Below are 2,891 nucleotides of genomic sequence, written 5' to 3' on the forward strand. Positions count from 1 at the left end.
TGGCTCGAGCGCTGTGCCACGAACGCCGAGATCGCACAACGCTGGTTCAAGACCGGTCGGGAGCCCACACGTGAGTTCGGGATGGGCGTGAGCTTCGTCGTTTCATCTCCACCTTGGGATGAGTCCCCATGATGGGGCAGGCGGCGGGGTGGGGGGATAACATCAAGGCATGGGTGAGGCTGCCCATGTGGCAGCCTCACCAATAGTTTTGAAGGCTGGCTTATTTCGCCAGCTCTCTCGATCGCCTTGTCGCCGCGGCGACGGCGCGCATCATGATCTGCTGCAGGCCGTCAGGTCCCATCAACACGCCCAGCGCCGCCGCCGTGGTGCCGCCGGGTGAGGTGACGTTCTGGCGCAGCGTCGCGGCGGGGGATTGCGAACGATGCAGCAATTCGCCGGAGCCCGCGACGGTTTCGCGCGCGAGTTTTTCGGCAAGTCCGGCCGGCAGGCCGGCCGCGACACCGGCCCGTGCCAGTTCCTCGGCGAGCAGAAAAACATAGGCCGGTCCTGACCCGGAGACCGCGGTCACCGCGTCCATCAATTGCTCGTCGTCGATCCACTCGACCGATCCGGTGGCGCGCAGCAGCGCGTCGGCGACCTCGCGCTGCGAACCGCTGACATTGGTCGCCGCGACCGCAACCGTGATGCCGCGGCCGATCGCAGCCGGCGTATTGGGCATGGCACGAACCACGGCGCCGCCGCAGACCTGTTCGATCGCAGCAATAGGGGTGCCCGCCATGATCGAGACCACCAGCGTCGATGGGCCGGCAAACGCCTTCAGGCCGGCGCCGGCTTCTCGAAACATCTGCGGCTTCAGCGCCACCACAAGCGTGGCCACGTTGCCGGTCTCGCCGGGCGATGGATTGAGGCGAACGCCCTTTGTCACCAGCGCGCGGATATCGTCGCTGGGATCGGGCTCGATCACGCTGACGCCGCGCGGCTCCAATCCCCGTGCCAGCCAGCCCGACAACATCGCGCCGCCCATTTTCCCCGCGCCGGCGAGCATGATCGGGCGCTGGATCTGCGCAAGCGGTTGGGTGTTGTTCATGGCGTATCCCGATGGTCATTGCCGGCAACATAGCTTGTCATGGCCGGGCTTGTCCAAGACAAGCCCGGGCATGATAAGTCAAGGATGCGGTGCTATGAGGAGCTTGTCGGGGAAGTGGCCTTCTCTTGCCTCGGGTATCCGGATATTGAAACACGACTCGCGATCCAAGAAAAAGCCGGTACCCACTTTGAAGTCCTGAGAATATATTGCGGTCATTGGGATGGCAGCGAGCGTTTGGCACTGGACGCCAGGCGAAGACTTTGCAGTTGATGATGCGTAATTCATTTTTTTCACATTTCGGGGAGAATCTCTTATGGCAAACAGATGGTTGGATCTTGCTCCCAAACCAGGCGCGCTTGCGGCCGGCAAGCAATGGCATGTATTTCTCAGCTACCGGTCGGTGAATCGGGCCTGGGTGTTGGCGCTTTACGACGTCCTGAACGTGCTCGGCTACAAGGTCTTCCTCGATCAGTACGTGCTGACAGCGGCGGCGCCGCTCGCGATTGCACTCGGGGAAGCATTGGATGCGAGCGCGGGCGCGGTCATGATCTGGTCCGGTTCCTATGAGGATTCGGAGTGGTGCAAGCAGGAATTCGCCAAGCTGGAGACCACGCAGAACCAGAAGAAGGGCTTCCGCTATGTGATCGCGCGGATTGACGAATCCGAGATTTCGGGACTCGCCGCCACGAAGCTTTGGATCGATTTTTCCAATCAGCGCGAGGGTCCCGGCGGTACCGGACTGCTTTCGCTGCTCTATGGTTTGAACGATCAGCCACTGCCGCCGGCGGCGGTCAAGTTGGCGGCCGAGGTGGATGCGCAGATGAGGGATGGGCTCTTGAGCGTCAAGGCGGCGCGCGATGCGGCGGACGCGGATGCCCTGGTCGCGCTGGCACAAACCGACGACACCGCGTGGGCGGGATCCCCGATGCTGCTATGCGCCGTCGCCGAGGGGCTGATCGCGATGAAGAAGATTCCGGAGGCGACAACCGTGCTGGACCGCGTAGAGGCCGCATTCCCGAAGGCGTTGCGCCCCAAGCAGCTGCGCGGCCTCGCAATGGCGCGCAGCCAGCAGACCATGAAGGCCCAGCTGCTCCTGGGCAAGCTTTATGCGGCGGGAGAGATCGATCCGGAGACGCTCGGCATTCTCGCCCGCACTTGGATGGATCGATATAACCAGTCGGGCAATTGCCTTTATCTCTTGAAGTCGCGCGATCTCTACCGCCAGGCCTTCGAGGCGTTTCCGACCGACTATTACACCGGGATAAACGCGGCATCGAAAAGCCTGCTCGCGGGCGAGAAGGAGACGGCTGCCCAACTCGCCGCGCGGGTGCAGAACATCGTTGGGGACAAGCCTATTACCAACGACTATTGGAAGACAGCAACCGCCGCGGAGTTGCAGCTGCTGCAGGCGAAGTACCCCGAGGCCGCCGCGCTCTATCGGGCAGCGGTGGTGATGGCGCCCGGCGACAACGCGAGCCACGAATCCTCGCACGCGCAGGCGAAGCTGCTGTTGCAGGCGCTCGGTGCCTCCGATGAACAACGGGCGCTGATCGACGCGGCGTTTCGAACCCGATTACCTTGACGAATCCACTTATCGACGCGGAATTTTTGTTTAGAGAACCGGGAGCAGTTCAGACAATGCCCAAGACGAGCATTCAATCCAGTTAAATGCACGTCACCTTAATTCTTAATTCCGTAACCCGCCATCGCGCCGCGTGTGACGTCGGATTATACCAACGGGCCTTGGCGATAACCCTTCCGCTGTCATGGACGGGCTCCGGTCAAGCCCGGGCATGACGGTGGAGAGAAAGGTCGCGGCTTCTGCAGACGTTTCGCGGCGCAA

2 protein-coding genes are annotated in these 2,891 nt (G+C 62.3%); one reads left to right on the plus strand and one right to left on the minus strand.

What is annotated here, in order from left to right; genetic code table 11:
- Positions 1–220: 220 nt before the first annotated feature.
- On the minus strand, positions 221–1,048 hold the full coding sequence (gene proC, locus ABSG20_RS33835) for a pyrroline-5-carboxylate reductase (protein ID WP_423868786.1): 828 nt from the start codon (positions 1,046–1,048) through the stop codon (positions 221–223).
- 313 nt (positions 1,049–1,361) lie between these two features.
- Here proC and ABSG20_RS33840 point away from each other — a divergent pair, with 313 nt between their 5' ends.
- A complete protein-coding gene (locus ABSG20_RS33840) occupies positions 1,362–2,630 on the plus strand; it encodes a TRAFs-binding domain-containing protein (RefSeq protein WP_423868787.1) in 1,269 nt (422 codons plus the stop codon).
- The last annotated feature ends 261 nt before the right edge of the window (positions 2,631–2,891 follow it).

The organism is Bradyrhizobium sp., from assembly GCF_049512235.1.
GTDB lineage: Bacteria > Pseudomonadota > Alphaproteobacteria > Rhizobiales > Xanthobacteraceae > Bradyrhizobium.